Source organism: Providencia sp. PROV122 (genome assembly GCF_028482365.1).
GTDB classification, from domain to species: domain Bacteria; phylum Pseudomonadota; class Gammaproteobacteria; order Enterobacterales; family Enterobacteriaceae; genus Providencia; species Providencia stuartii.
On the sequence record NZ_JAMPQI010000010.1, the window covers coordinates 54,645 to 70,013 of the forward strand.

At 43.5% G+C, this 15,369-nt stretch carries 14 protein-coding genes; 3 read left to right on the forward strand and 11 right to left on the reverse strand.

Features of this window, described 5'->3' with window-relative positions:
* Positions 1–2 precede the first annotated feature (2 nt).
* From PSE69_RS08685 to PSE69_RS08705, 5 genes are all read right to left on the reverse strand, one after another.
* Complete coding sequence (locus PSE69_RS08685; protein WP_004915846.1) at positions 3–731, reverse strand: DUF1190 domain-containing protein; 729 nt, start codon at positions 729–731, stop codon at positions 3–5.
* A gap of 16 nt (positions 732–747) precedes the next feature.
* Positions 748–1,155: a DUF350 domain-containing protein gene (locus tag PSE69_RS08690; protein ID WP_004915844.1), complete on the reverse strand. Its 408-nt coding sequence runs from the start codon at positions 1,153–1,155 to the stop codon at positions 748–750.
* A 404-nt stretch (positions 1,156–1,559) separates the two neighbouring features.
* Positions 1,560–2,717, reverse strand: a complete 1,158-nt coding sequence (locus PSE69_RS08695) for an ABC transporter permease (RefSeq protein WP_004915840.1) — start codon at positions 2,715–2,717, stop codon at positions 1,560–1,562.
* The gene (locus tag PSE69_RS08700; protein WP_004915838.1) at positions 2,717–3,862 is read right to left on the reverse strand and encodes an ABC transporter permease; all 1,146 of its coding nucleotides are present in this window, start codon (positions 3,860–3,862) and stop codon (positions 2,717–2,719) included. Before PSE69_RS08700 ends, PSE69_RS08695 begins: the two co-directional genes overlap by 1 nt.
* 11 nt (positions 3,863–3,873) lie before the next feature.
* On the reverse strand, positions 3,874–4,845 hold the full coding sequence (locus tag PSE69_RS08705) for an HlyD family secretion protein (protein ID WP_004915837.1): 972 nt from the start codon (positions 4,843–4,845) through the stop codon (positions 3,874–3,876).
* Between the two features lie 241 nt (positions 4,846–5,086).
* Here PSE69_RS08705 and PSE69_RS08710 point away from each other — a divergent pair, with 241 nt between their 5' ends.
* From PSE69_RS08710 to PSE69_RS08720, 3 genes are all read left to right on the forward strand, one after another.
* Positions 5,087–6,772, forward strand: coding sequence for a sensor histidine kinase (locus PSE69_RS08710; RefSeq protein ID WP_004915834.1), 1,686 nt, complete (start codon positions 5,087–5,089; stop codon positions 6,770–6,772).
* Between the two features lie 15 nt (positions 6,773–6,787).
* Positions 6,788–7,504 carry a two-component system response regulator BtsR gene (gene btsR / locus PSE69_RS08715; RefSeq protein WP_014657331.1) on the forward strand — a complete coding sequence of 239 codons (717 nt, stop codon included), beginning with the start codon at positions 6,788–6,790 and terminating at the stop codon, positions 7,502–7,504.
* 95 nt (positions 7,505–7,599) lie between these two features.
* Positions 7,600–7,974 (forward strand): YjaA family stress response protein, encoded by a 375-nt coding sequence (locus PSE69_RS08720; RefSeq protein WP_014657330.1) that lies wholly within the window; start codon positions 7,600–7,602, stop codon positions 7,972–7,974.
* A 115-nt stretch (positions 7,975–8,089) separates the two neighbouring features.
* Here the strand turns inward: PSE69_RS08720 and PSE69_RS08725 are convergent, their stop codons facing one another.
* The 6 genes from PSE69_RS08725 to rbfA all read right to left on the reverse strand — a co-directional run bounded on the left by PSE69_RS08725 (position 8,090) and on the right by rbfA (position 15,274).
* The gene (locus PSE69_RS08725; protein WP_004915822.1) at positions 8,090–9,958 is read right to left on the reverse strand and encodes a DEAD/DEAH family ATP-dependent RNA helicase; all 1,869 of its coding nucleotides are present in this window, start codon (positions 9,956–9,958) and stop codon (positions 8,090–8,092) included.
* 169 nt (positions 9,959–10,127) lie between these two features.
* Positions 10,128–11,045 (reverse strand): lipoprotein NlpI, encoded by a 918-nt coding sequence (gene nlpI / locus PSE69_RS08730; RefSeq protein ID WP_004915819.1) that lies wholly within the window; start codon positions 11,043–11,045, stop codon positions 10,128–10,130.
* Positions 11,046–11,123: 78 nt separating this feature from the next.
* Positions 11,124–13,247 carry a polyribonucleotide nucleotidyltransferase gene (pnp, locus tag PSE69_RS08735; protein ID WP_014657328.1) on the reverse strand — a complete coding sequence of 708 codons (2,124 nt, stop codon included), beginning with the start codon at positions 13,245–13,247 and terminating at the stop codon, positions 11,124–11,126.
* Positions 13,248–13,527: 280 nt separating this feature from the next.
* Positions 13,528–13,797, reverse strand: coding sequence for a 30S ribosomal protein S15 (gene rpsO / locus PSE69_RS08740; RefSeq protein ID WP_004915813.1), 270 nt, complete (start codon positions 13,795–13,797; stop codon positions 13,528–13,530).
* Between the two features lie 122 nt (positions 13,798–13,919).
* Complete coding sequence (truB, locus tag PSE69_RS08745) at positions 13,920–14,864, reverse strand: tRNA pseudouridine(55) synthase TruB (RefSeq protein WP_121874804.1); 945 nt, start codon at positions 14,862–14,864, stop codon at positions 13,920–13,922.
* Positions 14,864–15,274 (reverse strand): 30S ribosome-binding factor RbfA, encoded by a 411-nt coding sequence (rbfA, locus tag PSE69_RS08750; RefSeq protein ID WP_014657326.1) that lies wholly within the window; start codon positions 15,272–15,274, stop codon positions 14,864–14,866. Before rbfA ends, truB begins: the two co-directional genes overlap by 1 nt.
* Positions 15,275–15,369 lie beyond the last annotated feature (95 nt).

The following is a 15,369-nucleotide window of genomic DNA, read 5'->3' on the forward strand; positions in this document are numbered from 1 at the left end:
AATTAACCACCTCTACTCCCCGATTTATGCCCAAAGCCCCCTCTTGATGTTGTTTTAGTCGAATTATTACTATATTTCGCAGGCTTTAGCCTATTCGAACCATCAGCAACCCATTTATCGGATGAACCTAGCTCATGATAAATATTCGGTTCATTTTTAGCGCGATAAAATGGACGAACTCGTGAAAAATAGTAATGAGAGCCTGAGTAAGAGCTGGTTGTATGACTACTACTTGCTGGCTGCGGAAATTCATTAAGCGCAAAACCAGCCAATTTGGGGCCATAAACATCACGCTGTATGCTATCGCAATATTCTGGCTTTGATTGTAATAAGCATTGCTGATATTCTCTTATATTAAGGGCACGATGAACTAAAACACAGTTATCTTTCCCATAATGATATTCACAATCAACTAATCGATTGTAAATCGCCATGCTTCTATTCAATTCTTGTTGTGCTTCTTCTTGTTTTTGTTTACAAAAAGAGTTGGTATAACCTGCAAGCTCACAATCATTAAGCCCCTTGAAAATCGTTATTTTGGGTGTTGGTGATTCGTCACTGCAACTGCGTAACCCCAAAAAAACGGCTCCTCCCATAATTGCCAACGTAAGTATATTAGCGCCTTTGCGTGGTTCATCTTTTACATCAAGGCCAATACGCTTTAATTCAGGCCCCTCTTGAGCCTTATTATACTTACGCTGTTTTCTTTTGATTTTATTTTTATTTTTCATAGAACATCATTATTCATTAATAGCTCATGCTTACTGCATTCAAAATACCAAATCCAAGTGATGTTCCACCTAAAAAGAGGCCTGCGGATATATTATTTTGCTCTATTTTTTCACTGATTTTTGGCATATAGATTTTTGTTGCGCCAAGAACAAGCAATTGAACTAATAATGCAATAACACCCCATATTATACAGTCAAGAATACTAATAGAATGAGAAATCGCACTCGATAACGGAGTGATATAACCTAGCATCGCACCAATAAATGCAAGGCCAGCGGCGGTATTATTCTGTTTAATTAATACCCATTCATTATGACGCGATATACGTGTATAAATAAAGAGGAATGCAAGTACCATAACAGCACCAATTGCAAAATAACTAATAAAGGAGAGTAGAGCAGAAAGTATAGCTGTAAAATCCATGAAATTATATTTCCGTGAAAAAGGAATAAATGTAGCTTAACCTTTTTCAAAAATAAAGAGATTATAAATAATTCAGTGCATTTTACTTTTATCTAGAGACTATGATCTAATGATTCATTTTTTGCTGAGCATGATAGAGTAGTAGTATCAAATAAGTCGCTTTATTAATAATAGAATAACTGCATGAGGTCTAAACGATTAATTGATGATGACAATCCTGTCACGAATAAACCAATAATGGATTTTTCTTATCTAATGTTAAAAACATTTATATTTAAGTAAGAATACCAAACAGATAAAGATAATAATATTGAGAGCAAAATGATTAGTGGTGTTGCAGCTGGCTACCACCAACTGCCATCGTTTTTTATTTTCTGACAATCAAACACGCCAGAAGAATAATATTAATTATGATGTTGTTTACGCCAACGATGAATAATATGAGAAATCTGACGTAATTCACCATCACGCAACATGCCAATTAAGACACCAATTACAGTATAAATCACACCGAGCACTAACATCATCACAATATCCATCAAGACGCCACTAAAAGGTAGCCCCATTTGATTGATACCCGCCATGGCACTCGTTGCCCATGTTGATGGTAAAGCCGAAGCAATCATTCGTACCCATTCAGGCATGGCTTGTAAGGGCCATATCGTACCGGACATGTAAAAGACAGGTGTTGTAATAAACGCTAATGTCAGATAAATCATCTCGACACTACGCAAACACTCAGTGACCAACTTCCCTAACCCAATTACGGCAAGCAAGAAGGGAAAAGTGAGCATCCACAATTGATACAATGGCGCCTCTTGACGATAGCCTAAGATCCACGGCCATAATGCAAAAAAGACGGTCGATAAAAATAGCCAGATCGGTATCAAGGCCGATAGCGCCCCCAAATACACCGCTAATGGTGGTTTACCTTTCGGTGTACCGCGGATAGCAATACTCACGCGAACACAAGCAATCAGCAAGGAGTGTTGTAACAACATCACTAACAACCCAGGAAACACAATCGCGGCAAAGCTTACACCCGGGTTATATAACGGCTCTGTTAAACTACGTATTGGCGTAATAATGACGTTCGCTTGCTCTTGACTAAATCCTGAGTTGATGAGTAATTGGGTGTTATAGCTATTTAATAACGTTTGATACGCACTCATTAGCTCTTGCTGGATCTGACCACTTGCTAAACGGTTTGTCGCATCACCATAAACGGGGATAGTGATATTTTTCCCATTTAGCAGGAATTTTTCAAAGTCTGTCGGGATAATAATAATGGCAAAAAGCTGCCTATTAATCATATCCTTACGAGCTTGTTCCAAATTGTCATAGCTGTGTAATTTAACTTTAGGCGCCGCATCCAAATCGCGGATAAGTGCCCGACTTGCCACACTATGATCCTGATCGATGACTGCAACAGGCAGATCCCACAAGACGGGTTTCGCATACACCAAACTCATCACACACAGTGAAACGATCAATAATAACCACATTGGCTTATCTAACATGCCAATCAGCACCTTACGGAAAGTCGCAAAATACATTTGCATTACAGCTCCCCTCCTTGTGCCGCAATACGTTTCGGCAAGCGCTTACGGATCAAAAATGCCGTCACTATTGGATAAATCAGCAAAAATAGACACACTTCCACAATACGTTTAAATGAGATCTCACGTAGGAAAATATCAAACATCGCATTGAGTGTATGAGTTAATGGCTCGATATTGGAAATAATCTGCGCAGGTAAAATCATGGATAATTCCGGTACAGCCATACCGGAGAAAGCGAGTGCAATACTCACTAGCATCCCTATCAAGCTGTAAGCCATAATCGCACTTGAAGTAAAGCTAAATAGCAGTAGCCCAATACTTTGCGCCGCTATTACATAGAAAAAGCCCACCATTATCATATAGAGGGGATTCCCCACAACCTTAGCATCAAAAATACTGACCAAAGCCGCAAGTTCAACCACTAACAGTGTCGTAAAAAATAGCGTATAAGGAGCCATTTTCCCTAAGACCGCCATACCGAAAGGCTTCACGCTTTGTAAGATAGAACTACGTGATAATGTGTAAATCGTACAGGTCACCACAAACAGTTGTAGCATATGAATGGTAGCCGCAAATTGCTGATAATAAATATAACTACCACTAGGGTTAAATAAACTGTCATAAGAGAGGGTCACTTGAGCGAGCGGTGGTAATGCTTTCCCCATCGAACCTGCCAACTGAGTTCGATATTTGGCATTTAGCTCAGCCACCAGCCCACTAAAGTCTTGGATTGCATAGCTCCCTGACGCATAAAACAGCGCGTTATAGTACATGCGTAGCTCAGGTTGACGCCCCCGTAATGCATCGGCCTCAAAATTAGTCGGCACGTACAGCAGCGCATAATCCTGTGCACTGGCTAATCGTTTTAACGATGTATTAAGATTATTATCAATCGCTTTAACGTCAGCATGGGGTCCAGCATTGAGATCCCGGATAATTTGTCGGGAAACGGGGCTTCTGTCATTATCCACCACCGAAACAGGCAAATCCATCAACGTTCCTTCTGAGAAGTTAGCACTAACTAACGTGAATAACATTAATGGAAACAACCAGCTTAACCAGTGAAAAACCGGACTACGAATAGCGGCTTGTGTTTCTCGACTGAATGCATGCTCAAAACCATGCCAAGCGAATTTTAATCTCATACTCGCGCCTTTTATTTATCCCAGCGCCATAGCACGCTCATTCCAGGCCTTAAGCCGTCAACAGGCTCTACTGGATACAAACGAACCTCAAAGGTTTTCAAGTCAAAATCCCCTGTTGCACGTGTTGCCCTTTTTGTTGCGTAATCCCCTTTTGGCGCAATATAACGCACCTCAGCTTCGATTTTTTTATCGCCTAATGCAGGCACATCAAGCTGAACTCTATCGCCTTTTTTCACATCGACAAGAATGTCTTCACGTAAGTTATAGATAAAGTAAGACTGCGGTATACGCACCATGGTCAAAAGCGGGCTGCCCGCATTGAAAATTTCCCCTACTTCTGCGGGAATAGGACCGATTTCCCCATCCACTGGCGCTTTCACTTGTAAATCATCTAATTGGACTTGAAGCTCCGCGAGTTTTTGTTCAGCTTCATTCAGCGCCGCCTCATATTTTTGACGCAGTTCAATGCGATCACCATTCTTAGCTTCTTCAAGCTGCGCTTTTGCCCCTTGAACTTGCTGAAAAGCAACTTCTTTCGCTTTACGCGCATTATCAAGCTCATTGGCTGAAACATAGCCTTTAGCCGATAAATTACTTAAGCGTTGGTATTCACGAGACGCATTTTGGTATTGTGAATTGGCTTGTGCCAATGAGGCTTGCAGGTGACGGATCGTCTCTTCGCGAGTGCCATGGAGCGATTGTGCTAACTGTGCCTTTGCTTGATCTCTTGCGGCTTTCAAGGCAGCGTATTGCGCTGTTAGCTCAGGGCTTTCTAAGGTCAATAATAACTGCCCCTTTTTAACATCATCCCCACGCTCAACATGACGCTCAATAACACGACCTTTAGCCTTAGATGTAACCATGACTTCGGGTGCATCAACTTCACCTTGTAATAGCAAAAATTGATTGTGAGAATGGAAAAGTGCCGCCGCCGCTATCAAAATCAGCATCAACAAAATCAGTGCTATTGTTCTTTTTTTCATTATTAGTAAAACCCTAAATAATCACGGAGGAAACTATGGCTATAAAATTATCGCAGTAATTGCCGATACAGCGTTAATAAATTTGTGCGCAAGGTCACAAATAGAAGGGGGATATATAATATTGAAGTGACTTGCCCCTTATGTCAAATAAAGAAAAGTTAACTTTGACCAAATCGCTATTATCAAATCAGCCGCTTACGTTACAATTGCCCTGTTAAGACGCCACCAACTGGAAACCTTTATGTACGAGTTTGATCTCATTCTGCTACTACTACAGCAGATGTGCGTTTATTTGGTCATTGCATGGGCGCTCAGTAAAACCCCCCTTGTTATTCCATTATTAAAAGTGACCATTCGCTTACCCCATAAAGTGATGTGCTATCTCATTTTCTCGGTTTTCTGCATCATGGGAACCTATTTTGGGTTACACATTAACGACTCAATAGCAAATACACGCGCCATTGGCTCTGTCCTTGGTGGATTACTTGGTGGCCCCGCGGTTGGGTTTGCTGTTGGCTTCACGGGAGGATTGCACCGTTACTCACTCGGCGGCATGACCGCCTTCAGTTGTATGGTCTCCACCATCGTGGAAGGGCTAATTGGTGGCTTAGTCCACCGCTACTATATGAAACGCGGTCAGATCAATAAAATATTTAATCCTCTCACCGCCAGTTGCGTTACCTTTGTGGCCGAAATTATTCAGATGCTGATCATCCTATTACTTGCCCGCCCTTTCGGCGAAGCACTGGAACTGGTCAAAAGTATTGCCGCCCCGATGGTCATTGCCAACACGATTGGTGCCGCGATGTTTATTCGGATTTTACTCGATCGCCGCGCTATCGTAGAAAAATACACAACCGCATTCTCCGCACAGGCCCTAAAAATAGCCCTCTGCACAGATGGTATTTTACGTAAAGGTTTCAATACCGATAACAGTATGAAAGTGGCTAAAATTATCTATCAAGAGCTAGAAATTGGTGCGGTCGCCATCACCGATAGAGAAAAAATATTAGCTTTTATTGGGATAGGAGCCGATCACCATTGCCCCGGAACCCCCATAGCTTCAGAACAATCGCGCCGAGCAATTGATAATAACGAGGTGGTGTATGCCGATGGTAATGAAACCCCCTATAAATGTTCGTTAAGCCCAACATGTAAGCTCGGGTCTGCACTGGTGATCCCACTTAGGGGAGAGAACGAACGCGTTATTGGTACAATTAAACTGTATGAGGCCAAAAACCGTTTATTTAGCTCTATCAACCGTACATTGGGTGAAGGCATTGCGAGTCTATTTTCGGCACAAATCCTTGCTGGGCAATATGAACGCAATAAACAATCATTACTACAATCCGAAGTGAAGCTACTTCACGCGCAAGTAAACCCTCACTTCTTATTTAATGTCCTCAATACGCTACAAGCCGTTATTCGCAGAGACAGCCAACAAGCGGGTCAGCTAGTGCAATATATTTCCACCTTCTTTCGTAATAACCTTAAGCGTCCGGAACAAAATGCAACGCTTGGCGAAGAGTTAGAGCATGTAAATGCTTACTTACAAATTGAGAAAGCACGCTTTTGTGAGAAATTACAGATAGAGCTGGATATCCCTGAAGCATTAAGACAAGTAGAGTTACCTGCCTTTTCCCTACAACCGATCGTTGAAAATGCAATTAAACACGGTACCTCACAGTTATTAGACACTGGATATATTACAATTAGAAGTTATATACGCTGTGAACAGGTTTATATTGAGATAGAAGATAATGCAGGTCTTTATCAACCCACAGCTCAGAACGATGGATTAGGCATGAGCCTAGTTGATAAGCGTCTACGCCTAAAATATGGCGAACAATATGGCGTTAGCGTGGAATATGAACCTGAACAGTTTACGCGAGTGCAATTACGTCTGCCTTATAGGCTAACAGAATAAAATGATTAAATTTCTATGAATGTATTGATTGTTGATGATGAACCACTTGCGCGGGAAAATGTACGCTGTTTGTTGGAAGAGCATGATGATATTGAAATTATGGATGAGTGTGCCAATGCCATTGAGGCGATCAGTGTTATCCATAAAAAGAAGCCCGATGTCGTGTTTCTTGATATTCAGATGCCACGTATTACGGGCCTTGAAATGGTACGCATGCTCGACCCTGAAGATAGGCCTTATATTGTCTTTCTAACTGCATTTAATGAATTTGCCATACAGGCCTTTGAAGAACATGCTTTTGATTACTTATTAAAACCATTAGAGAGTGAAAGGCTAAATAAAACACTAACCCGTCTACGCCAAGGCAAGCAAAAACAAGATCTCGAGATCCTAAGTGACCATGAACCACTCAAATTTATTCCTTGTACTGGTCACAGTCGTATTTGGCTGATGAAGTTGGACGAAGTGCAGTATGTGACCTCGCGGATGAGTGGTGTTTATGTGATGAGCACGCAAGGTCAAGAGGGCTTCACCGAACTGACACTGAGAACGCTAGAGTTACGCACACCTTTGGTCCGTTGCCATCGCCAGTATTTGGTGAACATGACAGAATTAAGTGAGATTTTGTTTGGTGACAATGGGCAAGCAGAGCTCGTTTTAAGGTCGGGCGAACATATTCCTGTCAGCCGTCGTTACTTAAAACCACTAAAAGAAGCGCTGGGGATCATTTAATGTGCCATACTGACTCTAAATAATTTGCGTTGTCGCTAGGCGACAAGTCAACATACTGCAACTTGGCGGATAACGAGTTTATAAGGAGATCACACATGGCGGACTTCTATTTACAACTTCGCACTAACTCAATGACTTTAAAAAACCTAAAGACCCATGAGGAGTACACCGCCGAAGGGGAGTTCTCATCTTCTCGGTTAATTGTCGGAGATTTCTACGTCGCCCAAAGCCTCCTAATACAGCTTATTGATGCAATGAAACTCAGTATTCGCCTTCCTTTAACCCCTCATCACCGCATTGTTATACAAGCCTTAGAAAAAAATGAAGGTGGACTAAGCCCCGTTGAAGTCAGGTTATTAGAAGAAATTACCGTTACGGCGTTTAATCATAAACTGAAAAAAGTGATTGTCAGCCATGACGAATTACCAATACCACAAAGGCAAGCGGAAGAATTATTAGATAATAAATAGTGTTATTACCTGTCGTGTTAGAACAACATAAAAAAACCGCTCCATTAATTTGAAGCGGTTTTTTCACAATTTAAGTCGTGCTTCCTAAATAGAAACACTCGGTAAATGTGTGTAATTAAGCATTATGGCTGGTGCTACGGCGGCGCGGAGCTGCCGAGTTGTGATCTTCATTACGACCACGTCCGTTACCACGATGGCCACCACGACGATTGCCACCCTCACGGTCGTTGCGACGCTCACCATTAAAGCCACCGTCACGGCGTGAACCACCACGACGCTCACGACGTTCAAACGGCTGTGCATCACCAATTAATTGCATTTGCATTGGTTTATTCAAAATGCGTGCACGGCTTAAGTGAGTTAACACTTCGGTTGGCATGCCTTTTGGTAGCTCAATCGTTGAGTGAGAGCCAAACAGCTTGATATTACCAATATAACGGCTGCTAATATCCGCTTCATTGGCAATCGCCCCTACAATGTGACGCACTTCTACGCCATCATCACGGCCGACTTCGATGCGATACATTTCCATATCGCCAACATCACGGCGCTCACGACGACCACTACGATCACCACGCTCTGCACGGTCAAAGCCATTGCCATTACGATCACGACGGCGATCATCACGGTCATTGAATTCACGACGTGGGCGACGCGGTGCATCTGGTGGCAGAATAAGTGCACGCTCACCTTGAGCCATTTTTAGCAACGCGGCGGCCAATGTTTCCATATCAACATCTTCTGACGGTGACAGTTTCTTTAACAGCGCGCGGTATTGGTCTAAGTCACTGCTTTCAAATTGCTGTTGGATTTTTTCAGCAAATTTCGCCTGACGACGTTCACTTAGCAATTGTGAATCTGGCAGTTCAACTTCAGGGATCGTTAGCTTCATGGTGCGTTCAACGTTACGCAGCAAACGACGCTCACGGTTCTCTACGAACAAGAGTGCACGGCCAGCACGCCCTGCACGGCCAGTACGACCGATACGGTGAACATAAGACTCTGCATCCATTGGGATGTCATAGTTAACGACTAAGCTAATACGGTCAACATCAAGACCACGAGCAGCAACGTCAGTGGCGATCAAAATATCCAAACGACCGTCTTTTAAACGTTCTAGCGTTTGTTCACGTAGCGCTTGGTTCATATCACCGTTCAATGCAGCACTGTTATAACCGTTGCGCTCGAGCGCTTCTGCCACTTCCAGCGTTGCATTCTTTGTACGAACAAAAATAATTGCTGCGTCAAAATCTTCGGCTTCTAAGAAACGAACCAGAGCCTCATTTTTGCGCATGCCGTAAACAGTCCAATAGCTTTGAGCAATATCTGGACGTGTTGTGATGCTAGCCTGAATACGAATTTCTTTAGGCTCTTTCATGAAACGGCGTGTTATACGACGAATTGGTTCTGGCATCGTCGCTGAAAACAGCGCTGTTTGATGCTCTGCTGGAATTTGGCTCATGATGTTTTCAACATCTTCAATAAAGCCCATACGCAGCATTTCATCAGCTTCATCCAGTACTAAGCCTTTCAATTTAGACAGGTCTAATGTACCGCGTTTCAGATGATCAAGCAGACGCCCAGGCGTTCCTACAACAACTTGTGGCCCTTGGCGCAAAGCACGCAATTGCACGTCGTAACGCTGGCCACCATATAGGGCCACCACGTTAACACGGCTCATGTGTTTAGAAAAATCGCCCATCGCTTCAGCAACCTGAACCGCCAACTCACGTGTTGGGGCTAGGACTAGAATTTGCGGAGCTTTTAAATCTGGATCAATGTTGTGCAGTAGCGGCAAACTAAAGGCTGCGGTTTTACCACTCCCCGTCTGTGCCATACCCAACACATCATTACCGTCCATTAACAATGGAATACATTGTTTTTGGATCGGAGAAGGTTTTTCATATCCCAGGTCGTTTAGTGCAGTCAAAATAGACGCTGATAAACCTAAATCAGCGAAAGAGATATCAGTCTCGGTGGTCATGTAAAGGTGCCTCATACTTAATGGCGGCCAGTTTACATAACCGTGCGAAAATCATTTCGGTCATTTTCATTTAAAATGTGAACTGGCTCAAATTGTGTTATTAAACGAACAAATAGGCCGTCACCCCGAAGGATGATGACTCAAAAAATAGTGATGAAATGTTCGTCAGCTATTGCTGGCCCGATTCTAAAAGGTCGTCTTGTTCTTGGCCTAACAGCGCCAATTCCAACAATGCATAGCGGTGTTCAACAAAGCTATGAGCGTTGTTAGCCACCGTCAGTTTGAATAACGCAGTTGCGCTATCCTTATCCCCCAGACTTAGGTAATGCTTACCTAAATAGAAGTTAGTTTCACTGAGATGCTCAGCGAGCGAAGTGTTATCCGTAGAAGTTTCTTTCAAGCGCTCCATCAATGTGTTTTCACTGATTTTGCCAAGGTAAAACTCTACGATATTCCAGCCCCATAGCCCTTTCTCCGCACGGTCATAACGAGCTGCAAGATTATCTTGCGCCACTCGCGGGTCTATGTCTTTCTCAACGAGATAAAGCCATAGCGTGCGAAAAGGATCATTTGGATCTATCTGATAATACGCCAGCAGATCATCTTGCGCTAGTTTGTACCGACCACCGTAATATAATGCGATGCCGCGGTTCATACGCGCGAAAGTGTAAGTTGGATCAAGCTCTAATACAGAATCAAACGCTTCATAGGCGGCATCATAGTTGCCAGCCTGCGTAAAATATATTCCTAAAAAGTTAAAAATTTCAGGAATATCAGGGCGAATCGCTAACGCCGTTGAAAAATCATTGCGCGCTAACGCCCTCAAACCGAGACTATCATACAACACTCCGCGCTCATATAAAAGCTGAGCGTATTCGTCATCGGTTAAAGATCGGCTCGCAAGGATTTGTTCCATACGAGCCAATATTACTTCTTGTTGTAATGAAGGTTGCAGAGGAACAGCAAATACCTCGTTTTTACGCCAATCTTTACTGCTGCATCCAATGAGCACAAAAAAGATAAGCGCAGAGACCACACGAGTAAACGTGCTTAAGCCCCTAAACCGAAGACAGATACTATTCAGCATACTCCGCCCTTACATTACCACTATTTCAGCAAATTACGGCTATGCGCCCTAACTTATAGGGCGCTGCTTAGATTCAGCCTATTCTGCTGAGTCCTGCTGCTGTGCTGGAGTTTCTTCAGTCGCAACAGCTTCTTTCATGCTCAGGCGGATACGGCCTTGACGGTCGATTTCCAACACCTTAACAGGAACTTCTTGACCCATTTGCAGATAGTCAGTCACTTTCTCAACACGCTTATCGGCGATTTGAGAAATATGCACTAAGCCTTCTTTACCACCACCGATAGCAACGAACGCACCAAAGTCAACGATACGAGTAACTTTACCTTGGTAAACACGGCCGACTTCGACTTCAGCAGTAATTTCTTCGATACGACGGATAGCTTCTTTTGCTTTCAAGCCATCAGTTGCAGCAATTTTCACTGTACCATCATCTTCAATTTCGATTGTAGTGCCAGTTTCTTCTGTCAGCGCACGGATAACCGAACCACCTTTACCGATAACATCTTTAATCTTATCTGGATTAATGCGGATAGTGTGAATACGTGGTGCAAATTCAGAAATATCATCACGAGGGCTGTTAATCGCTTGTTCCATTGTACCTAGGATGTGCAGACGAGCACCTTTTGCTTGGTTCAATGCAACTTGCATGATTTCGCGAGTAATACCTTCGATTTTAATATCCATTTGCAGTGCGCTGATACCATCACGGCTACCTGCGACTTTAAAGTCCATATCGCCTAAATGGTCTTCATCACCAAGGATGTCAGAAAGTACGACGAAATCATCGCCTTCTTTAACCAGACCCATAGCAATACCAGCAACCGCTGCTTTAATTGGTACACCTGCATCCATCAGTGCTAAAGAAGCACCACAAACCGACGCCATTGATGATGAACCGTTTGATTCAGTGATTTCAGATACAACACGAACAGTGTATGGGAAATCAGCATGATCAGGCATGACCGCCATCACACCGCGTTTCGCTAAACGACCATGACCAATTTCACGACGCTTAGGCGAACCAACCATACCTGTTTCACCAACAGAGTATGGAGGGAAGTTATAGTGGAACAAGAAGCGGTCAGTATATTCGCCCATTAACTGGTCAATAACCTGTGCATCACGTTCAGTACCCAGTGTTGCAGTGACTAATGCCTGAGTTTCACCACGGGTAAATAGCGCAGAACCGTGAGTACGTGGCAGAACGCTAGTGCGTACATCCAGCGCACGAACCATGTCTTTTTCACGACCATCAATACGTGGCTCACCACGAATGACACGGCTACGAACAACTTGTTTTTCTAGGTTCGCTAGAATGTCAGCAACTTCAGCTACGTCGACATTTTCATCTTCAGCCACGATTGCTGCTGTGACTTCTTCTTTGATCAGGTCAACTTGCTCATAACGCTCTTGTTTTTCAGTGATACGATAAGCATCACCCATACGGCTTTCAGCCAGCGCTGCAACTTTATCACGTAAAGCTTGGTTAACTGGCTCTGGTTGCCAATCCCATTTTTCTTTACCTGCTTCTTTAACTAACTCATTGATTTCTTGAATCACGATTTGTTGTTGATCATGACCAAAAACAACGGCACCCAGCATTTGCTCTTCGCTTAACAGATCCGCTTCTGACTCAACCATCAGAACTGCGCTTTCTGTTCCTGCTACCACTAAATCAAGGCGGCTTAATTTTAGCTCATCTGCTGTTGGGTTCAGAACATATTGGTCATTGATAAAACCAACACGTGCCGCACCAATTGGGCCATTAAAAGGAACACCAGACAACGCCAATGCAGCCGATGCACCGATCATAGCAACAATATCCGGGTTAACTTGTGGGTTAACAGAAACAACGGTTGCGATGATTTGGATTTCGTTCAGGAAACCTTCTGGGAACAGAGGGCGTAATGGGCGGTCAATAAGACGCGCGATCAGCGTTTCACCTTCACCAGGGCGGCCTTCACGACGGAAGAAACTGCCTGGAATACGACCAGCAGCATAAGAGCGCTCTTGGTAGTTAACGGTCAGAGGGAAGAAGTCTTGGCCTTCTTTAACTTTTTTCTGAGCAACCGCGGTCACGAAAACGGCTGTATCATCCATGTTTACCATAACAGCGGCAGTCGCTTGACGCGCTATCATGCCGGTTTCAATGGATACGGTATGTTGACCGTATTGAAATTTGCGTACGATAGGATTTAACAAAATAGTACCCTTTATTTTAGGCTACTCGACTCTCTCTCGTGGCATTGGCTTTCTCTTCCTAACTACAGCCTCGCGACTAATGAGAAGACAGATATTCAAATGATCAATTTTCTCATTAGCCGCGCGAATCGGTGTAGCTGAAGAGGCGTTAATAAAACAATTAATTACGAATCATAGCTTAGCATTTAAGTTAAGTATAATTCGAGTCTTACTTCAACTTTAAATATAACTTTTAGAAGAAAAGGGGCCATTAGGCCCCTTTCCACTGAAACTGACTCGATTAACGACGCAGACCCAGACGCTCGATAAGAGCGGTGTAACGCGCGATATCTTTGCTTTTCAGATAAGCTTGCAATCTACGACGCTGAGCAACCATACGCAGCAGACCACGACGGCTGTGGTGATCTTTTTTGTGCTCTGCAAAGTGGCTTTGCAGATGGTTGATTTGAGCGGTCAACAAAGCGATTTGCACTTCGCTTGAACCAGTGTCGTTAGCATCGCGGCCGAATTCAGCAACGATTTTTGCTTTAGCTTCAGTACTTAGAGACATATTAAACTCCAAATGTATAAATGTATGTAATGAGAGCCAATCTCTAATTTAGCATCTCACAGATTAAGCGCCGCTATTCTACGCTGCTTATAGTCGCAAAGCAATAAGTGCCGCCATGCGGATTATTCATTTTCAACAACTAAACGCCGAGGAGCAACCCGCATATCTTCACTGATCAACGCAATGCCAATAAAACGTTCAACAGTACCACAAGTCACGCGAACCATGGTGCCTTCCGCTAATTGACCAATATTCGCCCTAACAGGCTGGCCCTGCTTAAAGTATGCCGCCGTTTCTTCTGTCAAATTAACGGCAGGAAAATGCACCACCGCAGTATCCATCGGCAACAATAAAGGGTCGAGCAGCGATTCAAAAGTGCCATTGCCTTCATCAACTTGCGCTCTTAATGCGGCGAGCTGCTCTAATGTCACCATCCGCGCATAAGGGTAGTTTGCTACCTGCAAGCGTCGTAGGTAAATGACATGTGCACCACAACCTAACATCTCACCTAAATCGTCAATAATGGTACGAATATAAGTACCTTTAGAGCAGTGAATTTCCAGTTCCAGTTCATTATTTTCTAAACGAATAAACTGTAACTCATACACTGTGATAGGCCGTGCTTCCCGCTCAACGGTGATCCCTTTACGCGCATACTCATACAAAGGTTTCCCTTGATGTTTTAGTGCCGAATACATTGATGGCACTTGCAATGTATCACCACGAAAATGCGCTAATGCCTCATCAAGCTGAGCTTGTGTAAACTCAACGTTACGCTCACTGATGATTTGACCATGGGAATCCGAAGTGTCAGTACGTTGTCCTAGACGGGCAATCACACGATAACGCTTGTCTGAGTCGAGTAAAAATTGAGAAAACTTGGTTGCTTCACCGAGACAAACAGGGAGCATCCCTGTTGCAAGTGGATCTAACGCTCCCGTGTGACCCGCTTTATTTGCATTGAAGAAGCGCCGCACTTTTTGCAGCGCATCGTTTGAAGAAATATCAGTGGGTTTATCCAGCAGCAAAACGCCATGTATGTCACGGCCGCTACGACGACGCCCCATTATTTTTCCTCTTTATCATCCGCGTTCGCACGACGCATTTCATCATTACGAATAACATTGGAAACTAAGTTAGACATACGCATACCGTCAACCAATGAGCTATCGTAAGAGAACGTTAACTCTGGAATAACGCGTAAACGCATCGCTTTTCCTAGCAAAGAACGAATAAAGCCAGAAGCTTCATTGAGCGCTTTAATGCCATCTTGAACCATTTGAGACTCATGTTCTTCATGAGAAATGTTAAGGAAAGTCACGAAAACTTTACCATAAGCCAAGTCTCTTGATAGCTCGACACCTGAAACAGTTGCCATGCCAATGCGGGGATCTTTAACTTCACGCTGCAAGATAATCGCAATTTCTTTTTGCATTTCTTGGGCTACGCGCTGAGAACGACTAAATTCTCTTGCCATCGTTATATCTCCTGACATTTTGGGGGGCTATTGCCCCCCAATAAATACAAAGCTATGGATACCCGCGATAAGCGATATGCCCCCTTCGCGGGTAT

Coding starts and splice junctions, on each gene's coding strand:
- PSE69_RS08710 (WP_004915834.1), top strand. CDS start 5,087: ATGTACGAGTTTGATCTCATTCTGCTACTACTACAGCAGATGTGCGTT.
- PSE69_RS08700 (WP_004915838.1), bottom strand. CDS start 3,862: ATGAGATTAAAATTCGCTTGGCATGGTTTTGAGCATGCATTCAGTCGA.
- nlpI (WP_004915819.1), bottom strand. CDS start 11,045: ATGCTGAATAGTATCTGTCTTCGGTTTAGGGGCTTAAGCACGTTTACT.
- rbfA (WP_014657326.1), bottom strand. CDS start 15,274: ATGGCAAGAGAATTTAGTCGTTCTCAGCGCGTAGCCCAAGAAATGCAA.
- truB (WP_121874804.1), bottom strand. CDS start 14,864: ATGGGGCGTCGTCGTAGCGGCCGTGACATACATGGCGTTTTGCTGCTG.
- PSE69_RS08695 (WP_004915840.1), bottom strand. CDS start 2,717: ATGCAAATGTATTTTGCGACTTTCCGTAAGGTGCTGATTGGCATGTTA.
- btsR (WP_014657331.1), top strand. CDS start 6,788: ATGAATGTATTGATTGTTGATGATGAACCACTTGCGCGGGAAAATGTA.
- rpsO (WP_004915813.1), bottom strand. CDS start 13,797: ATGTCTCTAAGTACTGAAGCTAAAGCAAAAATCGTTGCTGAATTCGGC.
- PSE69_RS08685 (WP_004915846.1), bottom strand. CDS start 731: ATGAAAAATAAAAATAAAATCAAAAGAAAACAGCGTAAGTATAATAAG.
- PSE69_RS08725 (WP_004915822.1), bottom strand. CDS start 9,958: ATGACCACCGAGACTGATATCTCTTTCGCTGATTTAGGTTTATCAGCG.
- PSE69_RS08690 (WP_004915844.1), bottom strand. CDS start 1,155: ATGGATTTTACAGCTATACTTTCTGCTCTACTCTCCTTTATTAGTTAT.
- PSE69_RS08720 (WP_014657330.1), top strand. CDS start 7,600: ATGGCGGACTTCTATTTACAACTTCGCACTAACTCAATGACTTTAAAA.
- PSE69_RS08705 (WP_004915837.1), bottom strand. CDS start 4,845: ATGAAAAAAAGAACAATAGCACTGATTTTGTTGATGCTGATTTTGATA.